The 23,682-nt window shown below is 71.7% G+C and carries 21 protein-coding genes; 14 read left to right on the forward strand and 7 right to left on the reverse strand.

Going from position 1 to position 23,682, the window contains the following annotated elements:
* The first annotated feature begins 165 nt into the window (after positions 1–165).
* The 4 genes from FRCN3DRAFT_RS0226245 to FRCN3DRAFT_RS0226260 all read left to right on the forward strand — a co-directional run bounded on the left by FRCN3DRAFT_RS0226245 (position 166) and on the right by FRCN3DRAFT_RS0226260 (position 6,714).
* On the forward strand, positions 166–3,081 hold the full coding sequence (locus FRCN3DRAFT_RS0226245) for a CHAT domain-containing tetratricopeptide repeat protein (RefSeq protein WP_232794151.1): 2,916 nt from the start codon (positions 166–168) through the stop codon (positions 3,079–3,081).
* A gap of 189 nt (positions 3,082–3,270) precedes the next feature.
* A complete protein-coding gene (locus FRCN3DRAFT_RS0226250; RefSeq protein WP_007509531.1) occupies positions 3,271–5,667 on the forward strand; it encodes an ATP-binding cassette domain-containing protein in 2,397 nt (798 codons plus the stop codon).
* 185 nt (positions 5,668–5,852) lie between these two features.
* The gene (locus FRCN3DRAFT_RS0226255; protein ID WP_007509530.1) at positions 5,853–6,293 is read left to right on the forward strand and encodes a helix-turn-helix transcriptional regulator; all 441 of its coding nucleotides are present in this window, start codon (positions 5,853–5,855) and stop codon (positions 6,291–6,293) included.
* A 10-nt stretch (positions 6,294–6,303) separates the two neighbouring features.
* Entirely contained in the window at positions 6,304–6,714 is a 411-nt protein-coding gene (locus FRCN3DRAFT_RS0226260; RefSeq protein ID WP_007509528.1) for a VOC family protein, read from the forward strand.
* Between the two features lie 16 nt (positions 6,715–6,730).
* Here FRCN3DRAFT_RS0226260 and FRCN3DRAFT_RS0226265 read toward each other — a convergent pair whose 3' ends face one another.
* Together FRCN3DRAFT_RS0226265 and FRCN3DRAFT_RS0226270 are read right to left on the reverse strand one after the other, a co-directional pair.
* On the reverse strand, positions 6,731–7,525 hold the full coding sequence (locus FRCN3DRAFT_RS0226265) for an SDR family NAD(P)-dependent oxidoreductase (protein WP_007509527.1): 795 nt from the start codon (positions 7,523–7,525) through the stop codon (positions 6,731–6,733).
* A 109-nt stretch (positions 7,526–7,634) separates the two neighbouring features.
* Positions 7,635–8,219, reverse strand: a complete 585-nt coding sequence (locus FRCN3DRAFT_RS0226270) for a TetR/AcrR family transcriptional regulator (RefSeq protein ID WP_007509526.1) — start codon at positions 8,217–8,219, stop codon at positions 7,635–7,637.
* Positions 8,220–8,371: 152 nt separating this feature from the next.
* Between FRCN3DRAFT_RS0226270 and FRCN3DRAFT_RS0226275 the strand changes: the two genes are divergently transcribed.
* Positions 8,372–9,208 (forward strand): DUF427 domain-containing protein, encoded by an 837-nt coding sequence (locus tag FRCN3DRAFT_RS0226275; protein ID WP_007509525.1) that lies wholly within the window; start codon positions 8,372–8,374, stop codon positions 9,206–9,208.
* A 48-nt stretch (positions 9,209–9,256) separates the two neighbouring features.
* Here FRCN3DRAFT_RS0226275 and FRCN3DRAFT_RS0226280 read toward each other — a convergent pair whose 3' ends face one another.
* Together FRCN3DRAFT_RS0226280 and FRCN3DRAFT_RS0226285 are read right to left on the reverse strand one after the other, a co-directional pair.
* Entirely contained in the window at positions 9,257–9,784 is a 528-nt protein-coding gene (locus FRCN3DRAFT_RS0226280; protein ID WP_007509523.1) for a MarR family winged helix-turn-helix transcriptional regulator, read from the reverse strand.
* A gap of 27 nt (positions 9,785–9,811) precedes the next feature.
* Positions 9,812–11,074, reverse strand: coding sequence for an amidohydrolase family protein (locus FRCN3DRAFT_RS0226285; RefSeq protein WP_007509522.1), 1,263 nt, complete (start codon positions 11,072–11,074; stop codon positions 9,812–9,814).
* 169 nt (positions 11,075–11,243) lie between these two features.
* Here FRCN3DRAFT_RS0226285 and FRCN3DRAFT_RS0226290 point away from each other — a divergent pair, with 169 nt between their 5' ends.
* The 3 genes from FRCN3DRAFT_RS0226290 (at position 11,244) to FRCN3DRAFT_RS0226300 (ending at position 13,512) form a co-directional block, all read left to right on the forward strand.
* A complete protein-coding gene (locus FRCN3DRAFT_RS0226290) occupies positions 11,244–11,750 on the forward strand; it encodes a hypothetical protein (RefSeq protein WP_007509520.1) in 507 nt (168 codons plus the stop codon).
* A gap of 247 nt (positions 11,751–11,997) precedes the next feature.
* Positions 11,998–12,432, forward strand: a complete 435-nt coding sequence (locus FRCN3DRAFT_RS0226295; RefSeq protein WP_007509519.1) for a DUF4259 domain-containing protein — start codon at positions 11,998–12,000, stop codon at positions 12,430–12,432.
* A 171-nt stretch (positions 12,433–12,603) separates the two neighbouring features.
* Entirely contained in the window at positions 12,604–13,512 is a 909-nt protein-coding gene (locus tag FRCN3DRAFT_RS0226300; protein WP_007509518.1) for a Dyp-type peroxidase, read from the forward strand.
* A 20-nt stretch (positions 13,513–13,532) separates the two neighbouring features.
* Here the strand turns inward: FRCN3DRAFT_RS0226300 and FRCN3DRAFT_RS0226305 are convergent, their stop codons facing one another.
* Positions 13,533–14,090, reverse strand: coding sequence for a nuclear transport factor 2 family protein (locus FRCN3DRAFT_RS0226305; protein WP_007509516.1), 558 nt, complete (start codon positions 14,088–14,090; stop codon positions 13,533–13,535).
* 287 nt (positions 14,091–14,377) lie between these two features.
* On the opposite strand from FRCN3DRAFT_RS0226305, the gene FRCN3DRAFT_RS0226310 reads away from it, so the two are divergent.
* On the forward strand, positions 14,378–14,797 hold the full coding sequence (locus FRCN3DRAFT_RS0226310; protein ID WP_007509515.1) for a nitroreductase/quinone reductase family protein: 420 nt from the start codon (positions 14,378–14,380) through the stop codon (positions 14,795–14,797).
* Positions 14,798–14,980: 183 nt separating this feature from the next.
* On the opposite strand, the gene FRCN3DRAFT_RS0226315 is transcribed toward FRCN3DRAFT_RS0226310, so the two are convergent.
* A complete protein-coding gene (locus tag FRCN3DRAFT_RS0226315; protein ID WP_007509513.1) occupies positions 14,981–15,439 on the reverse strand; it encodes a transglycosylase SLT domain-containing protein in 459 nt (152 codons plus the stop codon).
* A 777-nt stretch (positions 15,440–16,216) separates the two neighbouring features.
* Between FRCN3DRAFT_RS0226315 and metK the strand changes: the two genes are divergently transcribed.
* The gene (gene metK / locus FRCN3DRAFT_RS0226320; RefSeq protein WP_007509512.1) at positions 16,217–17,482 is read left to right on the forward strand and encodes a methionine adenosyltransferase; all 1,266 of its coding nucleotides are present in this window, start codon (positions 16,217–16,219) and stop codon (positions 17,480–17,482) included.
* 277 nt (positions 17,483–17,759) lie between these two features.
* Here the strand turns inward: metK and mce are convergent, their stop codons facing one another.
* The gene (mce, locus tag FRCN3DRAFT_RS0226325; RefSeq protein ID WP_007509510.1) at positions 17,760–18,185 is read right to left on the reverse strand and encodes a methylmalonyl-CoA epimerase; all 426 of its coding nucleotides are present in this window, start codon (positions 18,183–18,185) and stop codon (positions 17,760–17,762) included.
* Between the two features lie 431 nt (positions 18,186–18,616).
* Here mce and FRCN3DRAFT_RS0226335 point away from each other — a divergent pair, with 431 nt between their 5' ends.
* The 4 genes from FRCN3DRAFT_RS0226335 (at position 18,617) to FRCN3DRAFT_RS46375 (ending at position 23,603) form a co-directional block, all read left to right on the forward strand.
* On the forward strand, positions 18,617–20,452 hold the full coding sequence (locus tag FRCN3DRAFT_RS0226335) for a RyR domain-containing protein (RefSeq protein ID WP_007509506.1): 1,836 nt from the start codon (positions 18,617–18,619) through the stop codon (positions 20,450–20,452).
* 59 nt (positions 20,453–20,511) lie between these two features.
* Positions 20,512–21,165 (forward strand): peptide deformylase, encoded by a 654-nt coding sequence (locus FRCN3DRAFT_RS0226340; protein ID WP_007509504.1) that lies wholly within the window; start codon positions 20,512–20,514, stop codon positions 21,163–21,165.
* 45 nt (positions 21,166–21,210) lie between these two features.
* Positions 21,211–22,242 (forward strand): threonine aldolase family protein, encoded by a 1,032-nt coding sequence (locus FRCN3DRAFT_RS0226345; RefSeq protein ID WP_027140959.1) that lies wholly within the window; start codon positions 21,211–21,213, stop codon positions 22,240–22,242.
* A gap of 143 nt (positions 22,243–22,385) precedes the next feature.
* Positions 22,386–23,603 carry a serine hydrolase domain-containing protein gene (locus FRCN3DRAFT_RS46375; RefSeq protein ID WP_007509501.1) on the forward strand — a complete coding sequence of 406 codons (1,218 nt, stop codon included), beginning with the start codon at positions 22,386–22,388 and terminating at the stop codon, positions 23,601–23,603.
* The last annotated feature ends 79 nt before the right edge of the window (positions 23,604–23,682 follow it).

Below are 23,682 nucleotides of genomic sequence, written 5' to 3' on the forward strand. Positions count from 1 at the left end.
TTCATGACGGCTTCGGCATCGGAGCGCGGATGTCGCGAAGATGCGGCCCGACGGGCAACACGGGGGCGACGAGGAATGCGGGAGCGTTTAATCGCGCGGCTGTGGGCACGACTGGACCAGTTTGAGATCGACCAGAATCCGGCGACTGTCTTGGACCCTGAGGCGTTGGCCGAAGTAGCGGCGTTGCTGGAGACGGTCTCCGACCCGGCCGCGGACCTGGAGATCGCGCGGGCAGTCGGATGGCTGCACTTCGCGCGTTACTGGGCCCCCGACACCGGCGAGGACCAGCAGGACCTCGAGACCGCACTGGCATTTCTCGAACCGGTGTACGAGGCCCACCCGGACGCCGTCCCCGACGAGGTGCGCGCCTACTTCGACGAGCAGCGACACGGCGCCACCGATACTCCCCAGCTCCTGTCCGACCGCGCTGTCGACCTGATGGAGGCGACGATGCGGACAGGCGACCCGTCCGCGCTTGACGGGGCCATCGACCTGTTCCGACAGGCACTGGACGCCGTCCCCGGCGACCACCCCGACCGCGCCGCGATGCTGTCCAACGTCACCAATGCCCTGCTGACCCGGTTCGAGCGGACCGGGGAGCTGGCGGACCTGGATGCCGCGATCGAGGCCGGCCAGACCGCGGCGGACGCCGTCTCACCCGACGACCTCAACCGCGCCGTGCTGCAGTCCACCTTTGGGGGCGCCCTCTGGACCCGGTTCCGCCAAGGCGGGGTGTTGGCGGACCTGGACAACGCGATCGAGGCCTTTCGGGTCGCCGTGGAGGCCACCCCGTCCGACCACCCCAACCTCGCCGCGATACTGGCCAACCTTGGTACCGCGCTTCACACCAGGTTCCAATGGACCGGGGAGTTGGCGGACCTGGAGGCCGCGATCGAGGCCGGCCAGATCACAGTGGATGCCACCCATATCGATCATCCCAGTCGCGGCCAGCGGCTGGACCATTTCAGTGTCGTCCTACAAACGCGGTTCGGGCACCATGGCGACCTAGCGGACCTGGACGCCGCGATCGAGGCCGGACAAGCGGCCGTGGAGACCACCCCACCCGACCACCCCCGTCGCGCCGCGATGCTGTCCAATCTCGGCATCGCCCTTCGCACCAGGTTCGAGCGAGGTGGACAGCCAGCCGACCTGGATGGCGCGATCGAGGCCGGACAGGGAGCGGTGGATACCACCCCACCCGACCACCCCGACCGCGCCGCGATGCTGTCCAATCTCGGCGTCGCCCTTCGCACCAGGTTCGAGCAGGGCGGACGGCAGGCAGACCTGGACGACGCGATCCAGGCCGCCCAGGCAGCCGTCGCCGCCACCCCACCCGACCACCCCGACCGCGCGGGGCGCCTGTCCAACCTCGCCGACTCGTTGCAGACCCGGTTCGAGCGGGGCGGACGTCCGGCGGACCTCGACGCCGCGATCGACGCCTACCAGGCGGCCGCCGAGACGTTGGGGGCGCCGCCACGGATTCGAGCGGGTGCGGCGCGCGGCTGGGGCCTCGCGGCGGCGGGCGGCGGGCGATGGTCGGAGGCGATGACGGGGTTCACGACGGCGATCGAGCTGCTGGGACAGGTGGCGCCGCGCCGCCTGGCACGCCGCGATCAGGAGCATCTGCTGGCGGAGCTCGCGGGCTTGGGCGCGGACGCGGCGGCCTGCTGCCTGCGAGTCGGTCTGGTCGAACGGGCGGTGGAGCTGTTCGAGCAGGGCCGAGGGGTGCTGCTGGGCCAGGCGCTGGACACCCGCACCGACCTGACCGCCCTGGCGGAGCGGCATCCGGAGCTGGCGGCGTCGTTCACCAACCTGCGCGACGTTCTGGACCGGGCCGACGACCAGGCAGGACCGGGGCGGACCGAGCCTGGTGAGGGTCCGTCCGCGCCGACCGGCACCGAACGGCGGGCGGCGGGCGTGGCGTTCGACGACCTGATCGCGAACATCCGCGGCCTCGATGGGTTCGAACGGTTCCTTCGACCGCCACCGGCCGCCGAACTGCTGGTGACCGCCTCCAACGGCCCGGTGGTAATCGTGGCGGTCTCGGAGTTCGGTTCGTACGCGCTGCTCCTGACCGGCGGCGGGGTGGACGCGGTGCGGCTGGCCGGGCTGACCCCGCAGACCGTGTACGACCAGGTCGTCGCCCTCCTCGCGGCGCTGGACGGCCAGGCCTCTTCCCGCGTCGCGGCGCAGGAGCGGATAGGTGAGATCCTCGGCTGGCTGTGGGACGTCCTCGCCGGTCCGGTCCTAGACCGGCTGGGCATCGTCGGCCCGCCGGGTGACGGTGGCCGGTGGCCGCGGCTGTGGTGGTGTACCTCAGATCTGTTGTCGTTCTTGCCGGTGCACGCCGCCGGGTATCACCGCGCCCCGTCCGGGTTGGCCGCGGCCACGGTCCTGGACAGGGTGATCTCGTCCTACACCCCGACTGTCCGCGCCCTGGCGCACGCCCGCGCTGCCAGCCCCGTGGACGCTGGCGGCCGTGTCGAACTCGGCCGTGGGCGGATGGTGGCGGTGGCCATGCCACACACCCCCGGCGCCTCCGACCTGCCCGGCGCCGAGGTCGAGACCGCCGCCCTGCGGGCCCGGTTCCCCGGCCAGGTCGACCTGCTGACCGGCACGCGGGCCACCCGGCAGGCGGTCCTCAGCCGACTGCCGACCGCCAGATGGGCGCATTTCGCCTGCCACGCCACCGCCGATCTGGACGCCCCCTCGGCCGGCCGGCTCCTGCTGGCCGACCACCGGGTCCGGCCACTCTCCGTGCTCGACGTCGCCCGGCTACGCCTGCACGACGTCGAACTGGCATTCCTGTCGGCCTGTTCCACCGCCCGGCCCGGGGGCCCGCTGGCCGACGAGGCGATCCATCTGGCCTCCGCGTTCCAGCTCGCCGGTTACCGGCATGTGATCGCCACGCTGTGGCCGATCGGCGACCAGCACGCCGCCTACATCGCCGAGGACATCTACGGTGCCCTCGCCGAGGGTGGAGACGTCTCCACCGCCGTCCACGCCGCCGCCCGCGCGTCCCGCGGGAGGTGGGCTCGCATGCCCCTGGTATGGGCGTCTCACATCCACGTCGGTGCCTGACAACCACGTTCCGCGCCAACACCCGGCGCTCCTCGCCGCCGGAGATCCCATGACGACGCCGTGCCGGACCACGCGTCTGGCCGCCACGCGTCACGAGACGGTCTGCCGGACCCGTCGGGGCCGGATCGGTCAGGAATCGAGAAGCACGGACTGTCGTGCTCTCGCTAGCGTGACTTTCATGGAGACACGATGAGCACGGCCACGAGGACGGACACGCGGGCACCCGCGCAGCGCGGCGCCGGCGGCCGCGACGCCGACAGCCACGATCTGATCCGGGTGCGGGGTGCGCGCGAGCACAACCTCAAGGACGTCAGTATCGAGATCCCGAAGCGCCGCCTCACAGTGTTCACCGGCGTCTCCGGCTCGGGCAAGAGCTCGCTGGTGTTCGGCACGATCGCCGCCGAGTCACAGCGGCTGATCAACGAGACCTACAGCACCTTCGTGCAGGGCTTCATGCCGACGCTGGCGCGGCCCGAGGTCGACCTGCTGGAGGGCCTGACGACGGCGATCATCGTCGACCAGGAGCGGATGGGTGGCAACCCACGCTCCACGGTCGGCACCGCCACCGACGCGGGCGTGATGCTGCGGATCGTCTTCAGCCGCCTCGGCAAGCCGTATGTCGGCTCGCCGAACGCGTTCTCCTTCAACGTCGCCTCGGTCCGGGCGAGTGGCGCGATCACCGTCGAGCGCGGTGCCAAGAAGACCGTGAAGGCGACCTTCAACCGCATCGGCGGCATGTGCCCCCGCTGCGAGGGCATGGGGTCGGTGTCCGACATCGACCTGGCGCAGCTGTTCGACGAGAGCAAGTCGCTGTCCGAGGGTGCGATCACCGTGCCGGGCTACAGCGCCGACGGCTGGTTCGGCCGGATCTTCGCCGCGGTGGTGCCCGCCGACATACCCATCGCCAGGTTCACCAGGAAGCAGCGCGAGGAGTTCCTGTACGGCGAGGCCCGCAGGATCAAGGTCGACAACGTCAACCTGACCTACGAGGGGCTGATCCCGCGAATCCAGAAGTCGCATCTCTCCAAGGACATCGACTCCCTGCAGCCGCACGTCCGCGCGTTCGTCGAGCGGGCGGTGACGTTCACCGTCTGCCCCGAGTGCGGCGGCACCCGGCTGTCCGAGGCGGCCCGGTCGTCGAAGATCAACGGCATCAGCATCGCCGACGCCTGCGCGATGCAGATCAGTGACCTGGCCGAGTGGGTGCGCGGCCTCGACGAGCCCTCCGTGGCGCCGCTGCTCGCGGCGCTGCGGCACGCCCTCGACTCGTTCACCGACATCGGCCTGGGCTACCTCTCGCTCGATCGCGCCACCGGGACCCTGTCCGGTGGCGAGGCGCAGCGCACCAAGATGATCCGTCACCTCGGGTCGTCGCTGACCGACGTCACCTACGTCTTCGACGAGCCGACCATCGGGCTGCACCCGCACGACATCGCGCGGATGAACGACCTCCTGCTGCGGCTGCGCGACAAGGGCAACACCGTCCTCGTCGTGGAGCACAAGCCGGAGGTCATCGCGATCGCCGACCACGTCGTCGACCTCGGCCCCGGCGCGGGTACGGCCGGCGGCACCGTCTGTTTCGAGGGCACCGTCGACGGGCTGCGGGCCAGCGGGACGCTCACCGGGCGGCACCTGGACGACCGGGCCTCCCTCAAGTCGTCGGTGCGCACGCCGTTGGGAGCACTGGAGATCCGCGGCGCCGACGCCCACAACCTGCGGGATGTCGACGTCGACATCCCGCAGGGCGTGCTGGTCGTCGTCACCGGGGTCGCGGGCTCGGGCAAGAGCTCGCTCATCCATGGCTCGGTGTCCGGCCGGGACGGGGTGGTGTCGGTCGACCAGACCCCGATCCGCGGCTCGCGGCGGAGCAACCCGGCGACCTACACCGGTCTGCTCGACCCGATCCGCAAGGCGTTCGCCAAGGTGAACGGCGTGAAGCCGGCGTTGTTCAGCGCCAACTCCGAGGGTGCCTGCCCCGCCTGCAACGGCGCCGGCGTCATCTACACCGACCTGGCGATGATGGCCGGCGTCGCCACCACCTGCGAGGAGTGCGAGGGGAAGCGGTACCAGGCGTCGGTGCTCGAATACCACCTCGGGGGCCGCGACATCAGCGAGGTGCTCGCGATGCCGGTGACCGAGGCGGAGGAGTTCTTCGGTGCCGGCGAGGCGCACACGCCGGCCGCGCACAGCATCCTGGGCCGGCTCGCCGACGTCGGGCTCGGCTACCTCAGCCTCGGCCAGCCGCTCACCACCCTGTCCGGCGGTGAGCGCCAGCGCCTGAAACTCGCCACCCGGATGGCCGACAAGGGGGGCGTCTACGTCCTCGACGAGCCGACCACCGGCCTGCACCTCGCCGACGTCGAGCAGTTGCTCGGCCTGCTCGACCGGCTCGTCGACGCCGGCAAGTCGGTCATCGTCATCGAGCACCACCAGGCGGTCATGGCCCACGCCGACTGGATCATCGACCTCGGCCCCGGCGCCGGCCACGACGGCGGCCGGATCGTCTTCGAGGGCACCCCCGCCGACCTCGTCGCCGCCCGCTGCACCCTCACCGGCGAGCACCTCGCCGCCTACGTCGGGCGCTGAGCGCCCGGCCCGGGCGGCGGTGGCCTTCGTCGAGGCAGGTGGGGTTGGGGCCGACGGGCGGGGCGGAGCCCCGATGTGGCCTGCCGGGATGGGGCGGGCGCTCCGGGTGACGGGCGCCGCGAGGCCCGCGGCGAGTGGCGGCGCGATCAACGGGGCGTCACGCTCGCGTTGTTACGCTGGGGTTCGTGACGCCGGAGGAGCTCGCCAACCTCGCGCACCTGCGTCGCGCCCGCGATCTGATGGACCGCGAGTACGCGAGCCCGCTCGACGTCGCCGCGCTCGCTCGCGCCGCGCTGATGTCGAACGCGCACTTCTCCCGGCAGTTCCGCGCGACGTACGGGGAGACGCCCTACTCCTATCTGATGACGCGGCGCATCGAGCGGGCGAAGGCGCTGCTGCGCCGCGGCGACATGTCGGTCACCGACGTCTGCATGGCGGTCGGGTGTACGTCGCTCGGCTCGTTCAGCGCGCGTTTCACCGAGCTGGTGGGCGAGACGCCGACGGCCTACCGGGCCCGGGACCACAGCGCGCTCGCGAACGTGCCGGGCTGCGTCGCGAAGGACCTCACCCGCCCCAGCCGTGGTCCGAGCAGGATCGGAGAAGCACTCCCGACGCCGGCGCCCTAGCGTTGCGGACATGGATCTCACACTTGCTCGCTGCTTCGTCCAGGTGCAGGACCCGGACCTCTCGCTGGCCTTCTACCGCGACGCGCTCGGCCTCGAGCTGCGCAACGACGTCGCCCGCGAGGGCTTCCGCTGGATCACCGTCGGCTCGGCCGCCCAGCCCGGCGTCGAGATCGTCCTCACGAACTACCTGGCCGGTAGCCCCGCCGACGGCGACGCGATCACCGCTCTCGTCGCCAAGGGCGCCATGAACGGCGTCCACTTCCACAGCGACGATCTCGACGCCATTTTCGAGAAGATCCGCGCCTCGGGTGCCGAGATCGTGCAGGAGCCGACCGACCAGCCATGGGGCACCCGGGACTGCGCCGTCCGCGACCCTTCCGGAAACCTGGTCCGCATCGACCAGCCGCCCGCCGCGAAGTAGCCGCCGGACGCCCCGGCTAGCCGTCGGCGCGGAAAGGGTTGGGTCCCGCGATGACGGTGACCCCGGTGCGGCCGCCGTCGACGTCCATGACCGTTCCGTGCACGAAGGCCGCGTCCTCGGACGCGAGGTAGACGGCCGCCGCGCCGATGGCGTCGGGGTGCCCGGGTGACCCGGCGGGCGTGCCGAGCATGAGCGCGTCGGCGGGATGCTCGACGGCGGGATCCCGGTCGGGATCGGCGATGACCCCCGGGGAGATGGCGTTGACCCGCACGCCCTGGGGCCCGAACTCGGCGGACCAGGCGCGGGTGAGCGTCTCCAGCGCACCCTTGGTCGACGCGTAGAGGGCGCCGACAGGAAGGCCGAGCCGGGCACCCCAGGAACCGAGGTTGATGATGACCCCGCCGCCCGCGGCGACCATCCGCGGCGCGACAGCCTGGGTGAGGAAGAACGGCGCCTTGACGTTGACGGCGTATACCCGGTCGAACATCGCGTCGTCCGCGGTCAGGGTGGTCGCCGGCGGATAGATGCCCGCGTTGTTGACCAGGATTTCGATGCGCCCGCCCAGCAGGTCGCTCGCCGCGTCGGCGAGTGACCTGCTGGCGCTCGCCGTGCCGTCGAGGTCGGCGTGGAGGTAGTCGGCGGTGCCGCCCGCGGCGCGGATCTGGGCGACCACCGCCTTGCCGCGAGTGTCGTCGCGCCCGGAGACGATGACGTGGGCGCCTTCGGCACCGAAGGCGACCGCGATGGACCGGCCGATGTTGCTGGTGGATCCGGTGACGAGTGCCGTCCTGTGTTCGAGTCGCTGTGACATGCGGGCGAAGCTACGGAGATATTTTTGGACCCGCAAGTCCAAAAATCTTGCCCGGCCCGCCTGGCCCGCCCGGCGCTGACGCCAGCGGCTGTCGGCCGCGGCGCGGAGCTCAGACGCCGCGCAGGTGGTCGATCAGCGCGTCCAGTGTCGCCTCCAGGTGCCAGGTGCTCCCGGACGACCTGAGCACCTGGACCCCACCCTGGATGCCGGCGACGAAGGCAGCGGCGACCCGGTCGGCGTCGAGGCGCGGGCGGATCTCGCCGGCAGCCTGCATCTGCTCGATACCGCGCCGGATGTGGGCCCGCCAGTTCGCCAGCAGGGTGCCGGTGACCTCGGCCGCGCCCGGTGTGCCGCCGACCTGGCTCATCAGCGACCCCAGGGGACAGTTGCGTCCCTGTGCCCGGTAGCGGGCCAGGACCGCGTCCCGCCAGCGCTCCCAGGCCGCCCATGAGGTCAGCGCGCCGAGGTGCGGCTGCTGGTCGGCGAGGACCCGCTCCGACTCGTACCGCGCCACCGCGAGCAGCAGCTCCTCCTTGCCGCCCGGGAAGTAGTGGAAGATCTGGCCCTTGCTCGTGCCCGTGATGGCGCGGATGTCGTCGAGGGTCGCCTCGCCGGGGTCGTCGCCGCGCAGGTACACAGCCGCGCCCTCGATGATCCGTTGCCGGGTCGCCTGCCCCTTCGTGGTGAGCGCCATCCGCTGACGCTAGCTCTTTATGGACCAGATAGTCCACTTCTTGATCCCTGGCCCACGGTCACCCACCCGCGGGAGGCCTGTGGCGGCGTTCCGTGGAAGGTTGCTCTTGGGGGTGCCGTTACCTAGGTAGCGGATCGACGGAGGAGTAACGCATGACGACCACTGAACCGACGACCACTACGACCGAGACGACAGCCAACCCGGCCACAGCACAACCGTCGGCGGACGCCGGCGCACCCGCGACAGGCAAGGGATCAGCGGCAGCGTCGGGCGCGCGCGGGCGGGTTCGGGTCGAGCAGGCGCACAAGCGGGTACGGCCACTGCTGGGCGGTGTGGTCGTCGTCGACACGGTCCGGCCGCTGCTGGTCTGGGAAGGCCCGCACTACCCCGTCTACTACCTGCCGCTGGCCGATCTGAAGGCCACGCTGGAGCCCACCGGGGAGATCGTGCGCTCCCCCAGCCGCGGCGACGCGCACCGCCACGACGTGGTCGCGGGTGAGCACCGCGCGGCCGGGGCCGCCCTGACCTACCCGGACTCGCCGTTCCCGGAGCTGCGCGACATGGTCCGGCTCGACTGGGACTCTTTTGACACCTGGCTGGAGGAGGACGAGCCGGTCTACGTCCACGCCCGCAACCCCTTCCACCGGGTCGACATCCTCTCCAGCTCCCGGCACGTCCGGGTCGAGATCGACGGGGTGACGGTCGCCGAGTCGACCCGCCCGACCGTGCTGTTCGAGACCAACATCCGCCCCCGCTACTACCTCCCGCTGAGCGACGTCCGCACCGAGCTGCTCCGCGGGTCGTCCACCAGCACCGGCTGCCCGTACAAGGGCACGGCCAGCTACTACGGGGTCGAGGTCAACGGCAAGGTCCACGAGGACGTCGTCTGGTACTACCCGGCCCCGCTGCTGGAGAGCATCCGCGTCGCGGGCCTGGTCTGCTTCTACGACGAGAAGGTCGACGTCTACGTCGACGGCGTCCACACCTGAGCGAACGCCGGCCGCGCTCGCACCGCGCGGGTATGGACGCCGGACAGCTCAGCGCGGTCGGTCGGGAGTCACCGCGTCGATGAGGGTGTCGAGGGTGTGGTCGAGCTCGGCGCGCAGGCCCGCGGGCAGCGACAAGGCGTCCTCCCACTCGTGGAGCCGGTCGTTGACGCCGCGGCTCAGGGCGTCGCCGACGTCGGTGAGCCGGACGACGACGCGGCGGCGGTCCGTCGGGTCGGGGGCCCGGTGGACCAGGCCCGCGGCGGCGAGCCGGTCGAGGGTGAGCGTCATGCCGCCGCTCGTGCGGCCGAGCACCCGGCACAGGCGGCTCGGCGCGCCTCGTCCACCGGGCGAGTGCCGGATGGTGCCGAGAACCAGGTAGTCGGCCACCGTCAGGCCGAACGGTTCAACCAGACCCTCGAGCGCGGTCGAGACGAGCATGTTGAGCCGAACCAGCCTGGCGAGCAGGCCGGCTCCCCCGGTCAGGCCGACCTCGTCCACCCACCTGGGCTCGCCCGCCGGCCCCGCCGCCTGGGTTGGCCCCGCCAGGTCCGTTCTGGTCACCGCGCTCTCAGCCATCCCGGCCGACTGTAGCGCCCGTCGGCGTCATTCCTTGATCCCAAAGCGTTCGAGGCCGAAGGCGCGGATGGCGTTGCCGCGGACGAACTTGCGGACCTCGCCCGCGTCCATGCCGGCGCCCGCGCACAGGCGGTGGGCGACGGCGCGGGAGTTCGGCCAGGTGCCGTCGGTGTGCGGGTAGTCGGTCTCGAAGACGATCTGGTCGAGTCCGACCTCGTTCCGCGAGATCAGCCCGTGCTGGTCGTCGAACAGGCAGCCGTAGACGCGGCCCTTGATGTAGCTGCTCGGCGGGTTCGGCAGGGTGGCTCCGCCACCGACGCCACCCTTCCAGACGAGGTCCATCCGCTCCAGCAGGTATGGCATCCAGCCGACCTGACTCTCGGCGTAGACGATCGTCAGGCTCGGGAATCGGTCGAGCGTGCCGGAGAAGATCCAGTCGCACAGCGACCCCTCGGCGTTCTGCGAGGAAAGCGACATGCTGACCGCCAGCGGCGCGTCCGGGGACGTCGACGGCAGCGTCGACGACGAGCCGATGTGCATCGTCACGACGGTTCCGGTCTCCTCGCAGGCCTGGAACAGCGGGTCCCACGCGCCGGAGTGGATGGAGTCGAACCCGAGCTTGCTCGGGTTCTCGGAGAACGACACCGCGTAGGAGCCCTTCGCCGCGCACCGGCGCACCTCGGCGGCGGCGAGCTCGGGATCCCACAACGGGATGAGCGACAGCGGGATCAACCGGCCCCGCCCGGCGCCGCCCGCCCATTCGTCGATCATCCAGTCGTTGTAGATCTGGATGCAGGCGAGCGCCACGTCCTTGTCCGGCCGCTCGGAGAAGCCCTGGCCGCAGAACCGCGGGAACGTGTTCGGGAAGTTGATGGCCGCCTCGACATGGTTGGCGTCCATGTCGGCGAGGCGGGCGTCGCGCTCGTAGGTGCCCGGCCGGAAGTCCTCGTAGATGGCGGGGAGGTTCTTGACCTCGGCCGGCGGTACCCCGGCCGAGGCGTGCAGCAGGCCGGTCGGGTAGACGAGGTCGCCGTAGAGCCACAGGTCGCACCAGTGGCCGTCGGGCGCGTCGCGCTCGAAGCCGTAGTGGCCGCCGGCGAAGTGCAGCTTGAGCTTCTCCCGCACCACCTTCGGCCCACGGTCACGCATCGCCGCCGGCAGCTCCCGCTGCCACAGGTCGCGCGGCTCCAGGATGTGGTCGTCCACGGAAATGATCTTCGGCAGTTCCTCCGGGGCCGGGGTGACCGGTCCGGTGACGGTCGTGGGCGCGGTGGTGTCGATGACGGCCATGGCCATTCCCCCTTGCGCTGTGCGGCGTGCTCCGTGCGAGGCGAGGATTGCGAATCGCTTTTCGGAAAGTTACTTTTCGCCGAGCGACCTGTCGAGACCCACGCCACACCCATCGCCGCGACGGCGGGATGGCCTGGCGTCAAAGCCCTGGGATCAGGAAGGGGGAACGGTGCCGGAAGCGAAGCCGGAGGTAAAGATCGTCTCAGTGGGGGACGTGCCGTGGAACGAGGTGAAGGCGCAGACGCACGCCGACGGGCGGCGGGTGTCGGTCTGGGAGAAGTTCCTCGAGTGGTCAGGGGAACGGATGGTCATCTACGCCCGCTACGACCCGGGGATGATCGTCGAGCGACACGGCCACCTGTCGGACCACTTCGTCTTCGTCGTCGCCGGCGAGGTCCTCATCGGCGACCGCCCCTGCCCCGCGGGCACGCACATCACCCTGGAGCACGGCGCGGTCTTCGGACCACTGGTGGCCGGGCCCGAAGGCGCCACCCTCTACGAGATCATGACCGGGGACCCACGGGCCGTGCCCGCTGACCCCACGGGATTTACCGAGCTCCTGACCAGGCAGGGCGTCCAACCGCTACCCAACCCACCCGTACCGTGGCCCGACTGGCTGGCGCCGCGTACCGATTCGGAGGCCGCCCCAGAATCCGCTTCAGATCGGCCAGGCTGATCCGGCGGGCCCGGTCGCCGGGTCCGGTCGCCGGGTCCGCCATAGTCGCGGCCGATTTGTGTCGACGAATCATCCTTGGGAGGCACGGCACTTGTCCCGGTGCTGGCAGGTAGCGTCGGCACGTCCACGGGAACCGTGGACCAGGCCGACCATCGGTTCTCGCCCCGACACGGCCAGGAAGACCGGCGAAAAGTGTCGGTAGCGACCGCGACAATCACCCGGCAGCGCCGAACACAAGGAGACCGCTGTGGGTGCGTGGGGACCGGGACACTTCGACAACGACGGCGCGCTCGACTTTGTCGATGACCTCCTCGACGCGCCGGCCGAGAACCGGGTCGATCTGGTCGAACGGTTGCTGGCGCGGGTCGTCGACGGCGAGCACCACCCCGCCATCGACGACGGCTCGCACGTCGTCGTCGCGGCGGCGCTGATCGCCGCGCAGTGTCCGGGTGGCGAGCCGGTCAGCGACGCCCGCTGGCCGCTGGAGCCGCTGCCCGCGTTCCCCGCCGACCTTCGCTCGCTCGCGGTCGAGGCGCTGGACAGGGTGCTCTCCGACGGCTCCGAACTGGCCGAGCTGTGGTCGGAGGCCGCGGGCGCCGAGGACTGGCGGCGGGCGGTCCTGCGGCTTCGCCGCGTTCTGGACCAGCCGATGCCGGGCGAGGTCCCGTTGTTCGAGGTGTAGCGACGGCCACCCGCCGCCGTGCCCACGGCCTTCGGTCACCGTTCCGGGCGAGCCCGACCCAGCTCCGCGCCACCGCGAGAAGTCGCCTGGTCCGTGCACGGTAACGTCGCAGGGTCAGCCATACCGGGGACAAGCCGGACGGCACGTGACGTCGATGGGAAGGGCGGATCAGTGACGCAGCCGGGGATCTTCGGGCTTGGGGCGCCGGAGCACAGCTACCTGGAGTTCGACCTCCGGGACGGCATTTCCGCGGTGGACCTGGCGAAGGCGGTCGCGGGGCTGGTCGGGCCGCTGTCGACCGGGGGTGGCGTCAACCTGGTGGTCGGGTTCCGGCCGGAACTGTGGGCGCAGGTCGCGCCCGATGGCCTGCCCGCCGGCGTCACCGGCTTCAACGAGCCGATCGTCGGTGCCGACGGCTTCGAGATGCCCGCCACCCAGCACGACGCCCTGCTGTGGATCGCCGGGGCCAACCGGACCGCCGTCTACACCAACGGCCTCGACGTGATCAGCGCGCTCGACGGCGTCGCCACGGTCGCCACCGAGGTCGGTGGCTGGGTGTACGCCCACGACCGCGACCTCACCGGCTTCATCGACGGCACCGAGAACCCGTCGATGCTGGCGGCGCCCGGCGTCGCGATCGTCCCCGACGGGCCGGGTGCCGGCGGCAGCGTGCTGCTGTTCCAGAAGTGGACGCACGACACGGCGAGCTTCGCGGCGATCGGTGTCACCGAGCAGGAGAAGGTCATCGGCCGCACCAAGGCCGACAGCGTCGAGCTCGACGAGTCCGTCATGCCGGCGACCTCGCACGTCTCGCGCACCGTCGTCGAGGAGGACGGCGAGGAGCTGAAGATCTTCCGCCGCAACACCGCCTACGGCACGGTCACCGACCACGGCACGATGTTCGTCGGCTTCGCCGCCGAGCAACGCATCCTCGACCTCATGCTGCGCCGCATGGCGGGCGCCACCGAGGACGGCCTGCGCGACGCGCTGACCCGGTTCACCACCCCGGTCAGCGGCGCCTACTACTTCATCCCGGCCGTCCCGGCCCTCTCCGGCTTCGCCCCCGAAGACGCCGGCTAAGGCTGGCGGGGACGCACACCTCAGCGGGCGGCCGGCTCGTCGGGAGCGCGGAAGGGCGAGCCAGGGGTGTAGGCATCGGTGCGGACGAGACGGTGGGCGAACAGCCACCGCCCCTCGGCCGGGACCAGGATGTCGCGATAACGGCCCCAGTGGTCCGGGCCGGTGGCCGTCAGCACGGCGAAGTAGGCCGACGTGGTGATCCGCTCGGGCGTCACTGAGTCGAACCGCAGATTCGCGACGAAGTGTCGAATGAACGCCCTACCCGCCGCCGGACCGCTGCCCGCCGGCGCGGCGCCGTTGCCTGCCGGCGCACCGACCTCGGCCCCGAGGCCACCGACGCCGCCAAGACCGGAGCCCGGCCTTGGCGCCGTGGTGGCGGCGGTCAGGGCCTGCACCCCGGAAAGCCGGGCGATGATCTCCGCTCGGCCGCGGGCCGTCCAGCCGCCCTTGGTCTCCAGCACGCCGTCGGCGGTGAAACAGGCCGCGAGATCGTCGAGCAGAAGCCGGTCGCCGCTGTGGCTGTACGTCGCCACCGTGTCCCGTACCTGCTCGCGCGCGACCAGCTCCCACAGTTCCATGGCGCGTCAGCCTATGGCGCCCGATCCCGGCGAGTCGCCCGGTTCGACCCTCGCGGTGCCGGTCAGCGGCGGCGCGGGCCGGGTCAATGATCATTTGGGAACGCCGACGGGCGCCTGTCAACAGCGTGGACAACGCCGCCTCGCCTCGCGGTCCGGCGTGCCCCGGCAGAGGAGAGCCGCCGTCGGCGTTACGTTTCCCGGGTAGCGGACCCTCGTCCGCCGCCCGGCCTCACCACCGCGATCGAGGCCTCCTGGGATCCCCCGACGGACGAAGGAAGCGAACTGCGTTGAGCTGGAACGACACCGTCATCGCGGAATTCCGCGCGAACAACGGGACCGTCACCACTGGCGGCTTCGGCCGCAGCCTGATCCTGCTGCACAGCATCGGCGTGCGCACCGGCGTCGAACGCGTCAACCCGGTGCTGGGCCGCCGATCCGGCGACGACTGGGTCGTCGCCGCGTCGTTCGCCGGAGCCCCCACGCATCCGGCCTGGTATCACAACCTGATCGCCCACCCCGACACGACGATCGAGACCAGCGACGGCGCCGTCGAGGTCACCGCGACCGAGATCACCGGCGCCGATTACGACGACGAGTGGTCCGGGTTCGTCGCCCAGTCGGACGCCTTCGCCGAGTACCAGAAGAAGGCCGGCGACCGCCGCATCCCCCTCCTCCGCCTCCGCCGCCGCGTCCCCGCGGCAGCCTGACGGCCGTCGCCGGCCGGCGGCCGGCGGCCCACCGCGAACACCAGGAAATTCGGCGTCGAAACCGGTGCCGGAAGAGCCCGCGGACGACGACGAGGCCTCCCCGAACTCGGGGAGGCCTCGCGTCATTCGGTCCTTCGGTCGTTCGGTCCTTCGGTCGTTCGGCCCGAGCTGGTCGGGCTCCGCTCAGACCTTTGCGGCGGCCGCGTGGCCCCGGGCCAGGAAGTGCTTGTAGGCGCCGTTGGTGTAGGTCGACCAGGCGGTCGGGCCCTGGCGGTGGCAGACGCGCTTGGCGGCCCAGGCGTTGTTGGAGATGTCGTAGAGGTTGCGCCCGCCGACGAGGTCGCTGTTGGCCCACAGGTTGACCTGCCACAGGCCACGCGAGTCCTCGATCCCGGTCGCGTGGGCGTGCGTGTTGCCACGCGACTCGGCCAGGGCGATGGCCACCCAGGTGCCCGTCGACACGCCACGGCAGCCGGCAAGGCCTGCCCGCTTCGCGGCGGCGGCGATGGTGGTGTCGGAGACGGTCGCGGCGCTGGCCGGAGAGGCAGCCATCAGCCCGCCGGTAGTGACGACGGCCCCCGCCGCGACGATGGCGGCGAGGCGGTTGCGCAGGCTGCTCTTGCGGTTGCGTCGGATCGACAAGAAATGGCTTTCCCGCTACACCAACGGAACACGCGCACACCAACAGCGAGAACGATGCTGGAATGGCGCGGTGGCGCCCTGGCCATCCTGAGGCCGGGACGCGCCTGGAGAACGCAGCTTCCCTGCTGGCATCCTTCCGGCTGAGCCCGGTTCCGGGCTCCTCCGTTTCTGCCCCGCGATAAAGAGACGACATGCACCGGGACCGTGGGCAGACGCGGCGTCGGTCCGGTGTTTCGCACGGCCCGGGAAAGGTGCGCCCCGGGCCGGACGAGAGCAAACATAAGCGGGTGCGGGCCCCGAAGGCAAACACGAATCGTGGCCTCCTACGGTCCCGATCGTTGACCCTCCGTGTCTCTCGCTCTCCTTCAGCGCTTTCCATTACACCATCGTGACCGGCGCCACAATCAGCCTCGAATTCCACCTGTCCACAACGCGACCGATCGGCCACCTTCCGCGATACACATTCACGTATTGAACAGAGTCTGATGCACAACGTCTTCACCCGAAGATTTCGATCTCATCATGAACGCCACCCGCTCTCGCTTCATCTCGCTCCGCTATCGGAAGAGGGTGGCGCCGGTCTGGACCGGTCGGGGACGACGAGCCTCCCGCGAGGCGTTCGGGATCAATGCCGGGAATGCGCGCGGCACGGGCTGAGGCGGCGCCGCGGGATGCCGGGGAAAGTGCCGCACGGGGGCGAGGATGGACGCCTGCCCACTGGCTCGCGTCATCCACTCCCGGCCGAGAACCGTCGGCATGCGCGAAACGAGGTATTTCATGTCCCGACGCCTTTTCACCTCGGAATCGGTCACCGAGGGCCATCCCGACAAAGCGGCCGACCAGATCAGCGACGCACTACTCGACGCCTACCTCGGCGGTGACCGGCGTTCCCGGGTCGCGGTGGAGACGCTGCTCGCCGCCGGCCGGGTCCACGTCGCCGGCGAGGTGACGACCAGCGCGGACGTCGACGTCGTCGCCACCGTGCGCCGCACGCTCGCCGGCATCGGCTACGACGCGGCCACCGGTTTCGACGCCGCCACGGTCGACGTGCTGGTCTCCATCGGCGCCCAGTCGCCCGACATCGCCCAGGGCGTCGACAACGCCTACGAGGCCCGCACCGGGCTCGGCCCCGCTGGCCGCCAGGGCTCGCGAGCCGGCGAGGACAGCGGTGACGTCGACGAGCTGTCCCGTCAGGGTGCCGGCGACCAGGGCATCATGTTCGGCTACGCCACCGACGAGACGCCGGACCTGATGCCGCTGCCGATCACGCTCGCGCACCGGCTGGCCAGCCGCCTCGCCGCCGCCCGGCATGACGGCGCGCTCCCCTACCTGCGTCCCGACGGCAAGACCCAGGTCACGATCGAGTACGACGGCGACCGGCCGATCCGCCTCGACACGGTCGTCCTCTCCGCCCACCACGCCCCCGGCGTCGACCTGGACGGACAGCTGGCACCCGACGTCCGCTCCCAGGTCGTCGAGCCTGAGCTCAAGCGGCTGGTCGAGGAGATCAGCGGCCTGGGCGGCCGGCTCGGCGAGCTGGAGGTGGACGGATACCGCCTGCTGGTGAACCCGACCGGCCGGTTCGAGGTCGGCGGCCCGGTCGGCGACGCGGGCCTCACCGGCCGCAAGATCATCATTGACACCTATGGCGGCTCGGCCCGGCACGGCGGCGGCGCGTTCTCCGGCAAGGACCCGTCGAAGGTCGACCGGTCGGCGGCGTACGCGCTGCGCTGGGTCGCGAAGAACGTGGTGGCGGCGGGCCTGGCCCACCGGGTGGAGCTGCAGGTCGCCTATGCCATCGGCAAGGCCGAGCCGGTCGGGCTGTTCGTCGAGACGTTCGGCACCGAGCAGGTGCCGCCGGCCGCGATCGCCCGGGCCGTCGCCGAGGTGTTCGACCTGCGCCCGGCGGCGATCATCCGCGACCTCGACCTGCTGCGCCCGATCTACCGGCAGACCGCCGCCTACGGCCACTTCGGCCGTTCGCTGCCCGACCTCACCTGGGAGCGCACCGACCGCGCCGCCGCCCTGCGGGCCGCCACCTAAGACCAAGTCCGAACCGTGGCGGATGGCCGTCCCTATAGGCGTCCTGAGGTGACACGGTCCACACCCGGTCGTCCGAAGTGTGTCAGTTCGACGTGCCTATGGGCACGTCCATCCGCCACGGTCGGCGCTCGGCCGGCCGGGATGTCGTCGTGAGGCCAAGGGATGACCTCGGCCCAACCTCGACCGGCCGGCCAGCGGCCACTCAGCCGTGTCGACCCGGATACTCAGTGTGAGAATGCGGGAAGGCGGCGAGCTCTTTCACAACGGACAGGCCGGGTCAGTGGCCGCCGGCGGCCTCGACCAGCTCGGTGAGGACGCCTCCGAGGCCCTTCGGGTGGATGAAGGCGATGCGGCTGCCCGAGGTGCCGTGCACCGGGGTCTTGTTCACCAGGTCGAAGCCGGTGACGGTGAGCGACGCGAGCGCCGCGTCGATGTCGTCGACGCCGTAGGCGATGTGGTGGATGCCCGGGCCACGCTTGGCCAGGAACTTGCCCACCGGGGTGTCGTCCCGGATCGGCTCCAGCAGCTGGACGTAGGAGCCACCGGTGTCACCCGCGTGCACCAGCAGCATCGCCTCGCGCACGCCCTGGCGCTCGTTGGTCTCCTGATGCACGCACTTCAGGTTGAACGCCTGCTCGTAGATCGGGATGGTCTCGGTCAGCGACGCCACCGCGATCCCAACGTGATCAATCCTGGTCAGCACGCCAGCCAGCGTCCCGCGCTACCGCCCGCCGCGTCCACCGATACACGAGGTGACCTAGCGGACGTCGCCCCCAATCCCACGCTTTCCCACCAGCGAATCCCCGCTCCCGCTGCCGGTCACGGGCACCGTCCGGGCCCGGTCGGTCGTTCGGGAGCCCTTCGGACTCGTTCACCGATCGCTGTCGGAGAGCCGACCACCGCGTTGCCGGCGCCAAATGCCGCCGATAGTCATAGTGTTCGCGAGGCCATCGACCCGGGTGAGAACACCACAGGCCCACCGTTTCCCGCCCGTACCGCCTTCCGCACGCTCCAGGACCTCCAGGAACTTCAGGAACTTCAGGAACTCCAGGACCTTCCAGAACTCCACGAACCCGTCGAGACTCCGAACGGACCCACCGACTCCGTTCGGAGACACGAGGAGAGCTGACGAGCGTGGCGAGCGACGCCGGGGAACGGCAACGCCGATCGCGTCGGACACGCCGTGACACGGTCACGGACGGATTACGCACGCTGCTCGTCGACCCGCGCGGGTGGCGGGTGCTGTGCGGGGCCGCGGCCGTCGCCGCGATGTGCCTGGGGATTGCCGGCCAGTGGCTGATGTACACGGCGGCCGGCGGCGGCGGGCCGTTCGGCGGCCATTTCCTCGACCTGCTCTACGGCTCCCTCGGCCTGTTCGTCTTCCAGCCGCCCGACCTGCCCGACACGGCACTGTCGGCGCCCCTGCAGGTGGCACGGTTCCTCGCCCCGGCGGCGACGCTGTACGCGCTCGCCGACGCGCTCGTGCTGCCGGTCGCCCGGCTGCGGGCCCGGCTCGCCCATGGCCACGCGGTCGTCTGCGGCGACGGGCCAGGCGCGCTCGCGCTCATCGCGAAGCTGCGCGCCGAGCGCGCCCAGGTGGTGCTCGTGGCTCCCGGCGCCCACGCGGAGCTCGCCGGCCTGGTCGGCGACCAGCGGGTCACCGTGCTCGCCGGTGACCCGACCGTCGCGGCGGTGCTGCGCCGCGCCGGCGTCGCCCGCGCCGACCGGCTCTACGTGACCGGGCCCGCGACCGGCCGCAACGCGGCCGTGTTGATCACCGCCGCCACCATCGCCACCACCGCCGGGCGCCACCGGTCCACCCCGTTGCGCTGCTACGCCGAGGAGTCCGACCCGGACGTACTCGACGCGCTGTGGATCCTGCTGCTACGCCAGCCGGCGAGTGACGCGGTCACCGTCGGCTTCTTCAACACGGCGCGCCTCGGCGCCCGGCTGCTGCTCGACGACCTCGCGCCGGCCTGGACGCCGGCGGGCGGCGGGCCTGTCGTCGTCGCGGGCCTGTCGCCGTTCGGCCAGGAGCTGCTGCTCCAGATCGCCCGGCGACGCAGGCAGATCCTCGGCGAGAACGCCTCCCGGCTGCCCGTCGTCGTCGTCGACGAGCGCGCGAGCGCGGCCGTGCACGCGCTGCGCGCCCGCTACGAGGTCCTCGACGCGCTGCTCGACCTGGACTGCCACGACGTCCGCGCCGACGAGGCGGACCTTGACCGGCGCGCGCATGCCCGCGCGACCGGCGCCGGCTTCGTCGAGCAGATCTTCGTCTGCTACGGCGACGAGGAGTTGGCGTTGCGCAAGGCACTCGCGACGGCCCGGCCGCCGACCCGCCGGTCGGTCGTGGTCCGGGTGGACAGGGGAAGCCCGCTCGGGGACGCGCTGCGCCCGGGCAGGCAGGAGGGGCAGGGCCCGATGGACGCGCTCTACGACGACATGGTCATCTTTCCGCAGCTCGATGCCGCCTGCGATCCTGATGACGTGTCCGACGACCGGCTGGAGGCCTGGGCCGAGGCGATCCACGCCGACTACTGCCGCCAGCGGCTGGAGTCCGGCGAGGCCAGCGACGACAACGAGGCGCTGGTCGCGTGGGAGAACCTGCCGGAGAAGTACCGCTCCAACAACTACGACCAGGCCCGGGACATCGAGACCAAGCTGAACCTGATCGGCTGCGCCAGCGCCCGGATGACGTCGGACGCGCCGTCGTTCACGTTCACCCCGGAGGAGGTGGAGCTGCTGGCCCGCCACGAGCACGAGCGCTGGATGCGCAACCGGCTCGCGCACGGCTGGCGCGGCGGCGACGCCCGGGACAACGAACGGCTGATCCACCCCGACATCCGGCCGTATGACGAACTGTCCACGGAGACGAAGGACAAGGACGCCCAGATGGTGCGCCTGATCCCCCGGCTGCTCGCCAGCGCCGGTTACCGCGTCGTCCGGTCCGCCGACGCGCCCTCCTCCTAGGAGGTTGCGACCCGGACCTGAGCCAGCCCCGACGGGTGGACGGCTGGGATCCTGGAGGAGTGACCATCCTGCCGATCCGGGTCCTGGGTGACCCCATCCTTCGCACCCCCGCCGACCCTGTCACGGACTTCGACGACCGGCTGCGCCGCCTCGTCGACGACCTGATCGAGACGATGTACGCGGCGCCGGGGGTGGGGCTGGCCGCGCCGCAGGTCGGCGTCGGCCTGCGGCTGTTCGTGTTCGACACCGACTGGCAACCGAACCGGCCGGACCGGCACGAGGACGACGACGCCGCCGACGATGCAGACCGGCCACGGCGGCGGCGACCGCGGGTCGTCGCGAACCCGGTCCTCGAGCTCGGCCCCGGTGAGCAGACCGACCAGGAGGGCTGCCTGTCGGTGCCCGGCCACCACTACGCGACGACCCGGGCGGCAAGCGCCACGGTGCGCGGCGTGGACGCGCGCGGCGAGCCGGTCGAGTACTCCGGCACCGGCCTGCTCGCCCGCTGCCTGCAGCACGAGTCCGACCACCTGGCCGGCTCGCTCTACCTCGACCGGCTCACCGGCCTCGCCCGCCGTTCCGCGGCCCGCGCCCTGCGCGACCCGGCGTTCCCCGCGCCGGGCCAGCCGGGCGCGCAGCTACAGCCGGACCCCGGCCAGCCAGGCGACGACGACGGGGGTGGCTTCCTCGCGGCCCTGCGGCGCCGTCGCTGACGTCGGCCACCGGCGCGGCGCAGGGTGGGTCGTATCGTGCGAGACATGGCGATCGACCTGCGCAGCGACACGGTGACCCGGCCGACGGCGGACATGCGCCGAGCGATGGCCGAGGCCGAGGTCGGCGACGACGTCTACGGCGAGGACCCGTCGGTGCGCGCGCTGGAGGAGCACACGGCCGACCTGCTCGGCCACGAGGCCGCGGTGTTCGTCCCGAGCGGGACGATGGGCAACTTCTGCGCGCTGCGAGCGAGCGCCGAGATCGGCACGGAGATCATCGCCGACGCCGAGGCGCACATCGTCACCTACGAGCTCGGCGGCCTCGCCGCGCTCGGCGGGGTGCAGACCCGGACGCTGCCAGGGCTCGCCGGCCCGTTGGACCTCGCCGAGCTCGCCGCGCAGATCCGGCCGCGCACCGCGCCGAAGACCTACAACATGGTCCCGACCAGCGTCGTCGCCGTGGAGAACACCCAGGCCCGCGCCGGCGGGCGGATCTGGCCGCTCGACCGGCTGGAGCGGCTGCGGGAGATCACCGACGACGCCGGCGTGGTGCTGCACTGCGACGGCGCCCGGATCTGGAACGCGGCGGTCGGCCTCGGGGTGGAGCCGCGCCGCCTCGGCGAGTTGTTCGGCACGCTGTCGGTCTGCCTGTCGAAGGGGCTGGGTGCCCCGGTCGGCTCGCTCGTCGTCGGCGACGCCGAGCACATCGACCGGGCCCGGGTGTGGCGCAAGCGGCTTGGCGGCGGGATGCGCCAGGCCGGTGTGCTCGCCGCGGCCGGCCTGTACGCGCTGCGTCACCACCTGGATCGGCTCGCCGACGACCACCGGCGCGCCGCCGAGCTCGCCGCGACGCTCGCGGACGCGGCTCCCGGCCGCGTCGAGCCGAAGCTGGTCGAGACGAACATGATCTTCGTCTCGGTCCCGGACGCGGAGGACTTCGCCGCGCGGGCGGCCGCGGCGGGGGTGCTCGTCGGCACCTCCGGGCCGACGTCGCTGCGGCTGCTCACCCATCTCGACGTGGACGATGACGATATCCGCGCGGCGGGCGCCGTTCTGGCCCGGCTGCTGACCGCTTAGGCCACCCACCCGACAGTCAGTAACGATCGGTGACGACACCGCCGGCCCGAACGGGCCAACGTGTCGGCTGGGTTACGTAACCGGGACGCGCCCTAGACGCGGAAACGACACCCCCGCGCGGTTTCGGACGGACAATCGCCGCCATGACCCTTCCCGCGCCCGCAGCCGCGGGCGGCGCCATCGCCACCGACCCGACCGCGGCCGACGTCACGACGGCCCAGACCGCGGCCTGCCTCACCGCGGAGGCACCCGGTGACGGCGGCTCGGGCACCTCCGGGGCGCGAGGCATGGTGACGCCGGGCTTCGAGCCGGTGCGAGTGGCGTTCGAACGGGTCCTGGCCGAGGCGGCGGGCACCGGCGCGGCCGTGGCGGCCTGGCACGAGGGCGCCTGGGTCGTCGACCTGTGGGGCGGAACCGTGGACGCGGCCGGCACGGCGCCGTGGGACCGCGACAGCATCGTCATGCCGTACTCGGTGACGAAGCCGTTCGCCGCCGTGTGCGCGCTGCTGCTGGTGGAACGCGGCCAGCTCGACCTCGACAGCCGCGTCGACCGGTACTGGCCGGGCTTCGCCTCGCCAGCGACCGTCCGGCATGTGCTGGCCCACCAGGCAGGTCTCGTCACGCTGGACCGGCCGCTGCCGACGGCGGCGCTGTTCGACTGGGACCTGGTCTGCGCCGCGCTCGCGGCCCAACAGCCCCTGTGGACGCCTGGGACGGCGCACGGCGAGTCGGCGTTGTTCTACGGCCACCTCGTCGGCGAGCTGGTCCGGCGCGTCGACGGCCGTCGGCTCGGCACGTTCCTGCGCGAGGAGGTGTGCGAGCCGCTCGGGCTCGATTTCGCGGTCGGTCTCACGCCCGCGGAGCAGGCCAGGGCCGTCGAGCTCACCGGGCTGGACGCGGCGTTCCGCCTACGGACCGCCGACGGGCGTCCCGAGCTCTACCGGCGGGCGATCGGCAACCCGCCCGGCATCCAGGACGGTGCCGTGGTCAACAGCGCCGCGCTGCGGGTCGCCGAGATCCCGGCGGTCAACGGGCACGGCACCGCCCGCGCCGTCGCCGGGCTGTACGCCGCGCTGCTGTCCGGCCAGTTGCTCGGCCCCGACCTGCTCGCCGAGGCCACGACGGCGCAGTGCAGCGGTCCCGACCGGGTCATGGGCGGCATGAACGCCTGGGGGCTGGGTTTCGGCGTCGACGGCGACGGTTTCGGCATGGGCGGCCTTGGCGGCAGCCTCGGCTGGGCCAGCCGGTCCGGCCACTACGCCTATGCCTTCGTCACCGGATCCCTGGGCGATCACGCTCGTTCCGACGCCGTCGAGAACGTGCTGCGCGGCTGCCTCGGCCTCCCGCCGCTCGCCGAGTAACCGTCAGCCGGGTAACCGTCAGTCGCCGCGGCCCGCCCACCTGGACGGCTTGCCTGGCCGCAAGTCACGCTGGCAGGAA

It is taken from the genome of Pseudofrankia saprophytica (genome assembly GCF_000235425.2).
Taxonomy (GTDB): Bacteria; Actinomycetota; Actinomycetes; order Frankiales; family Frankiaceae; genus Pseudofrankia; species Pseudofrankia saprophytica.